Here is a 695-nt window from a genome sequence, read left to right as displayed (position 1 = left end):
CCTTCGGCCCGCGTGACCCGGTAGAGCGCGCGCCGCCAGCGGAAGTTCAGCGGCGGCCCTTCGGGCATTTCGGTGGCCGGCACATCGATGGGTTCGGGCGAGCGGAACAGCCGGATCGGCCGTTCCGGCGGGAAGATGGTTTTTGGCGCCTGCAGCCTGTCCGGCTTCTTCGGCGGCGTGATCCGGCGCGGCGCCTCGGTGAACGGGATCATGGCGACGGCGCGCTCCGGCAGATGGCTTTCGACCATGACCGGTTGCAGCACCGCGCCCTCCCCGAGCCGGGCGCGGATGCGGTCGGCAAACAGCGCGATATCGGCGCCGTCATCGATCGTTTCACCAGTCAGATCAGCCTGCTGCATGTCGAAGGCGGCTGATGTCAGCACCGAAAGCCGCACCAGATCGAAGCCATAGCCGGCATCGATATCCTGTTCGAGTGCGGCCAGCCGCTCATGGAACAAGCGCTGGATCAGCCGGGGTTCGCGCATCGGCCGCGAGGTGCCGATGGCGATGCGGCTGACAGCGCCGTCGACGCGGAAGAGCAGCAGCGCCAGCGTCCTGGCGCCCTCGCCGCGGCGCTCGAGATCGGTCTTCAAAGTCGCCGCCAGCATGCCCACCAGCCGTTCGATGTCCTCGGTCAAGGTGACGGGTTCGGCAAGGTGGCGTTCGACCGAAAGCGGCGCGACGGGAAGGCGCGG

At 68.3% G+C, this 695-nt stretch carries 1 pseudogene; it reads right to left on the bottom strand.

Annotated elements, in window-relative coordinates:
* Nucleotides 1–695, bottom strand: a pseudogene (locus tag EN935_RS38915) (DNA polymerase Y family protein); the annotation flags it as partial.

Origin of the sequence: Mesorhizobium sp. M7D.F.Ca.US.004.03.1.1 (assembly GCF_003998635.1) — a bacterium.
GTDB classification, from domain to species: domain Bacteria; phylum Pseudomonadota; class Alphaproteobacteria; order Rhizobiales; family Rhizobiaceae; genus Mesorhizobium; species Mesorhizobium loti.
This window is presented reverse-complemented; position numbering and strand designations above follow the sequence as displayed.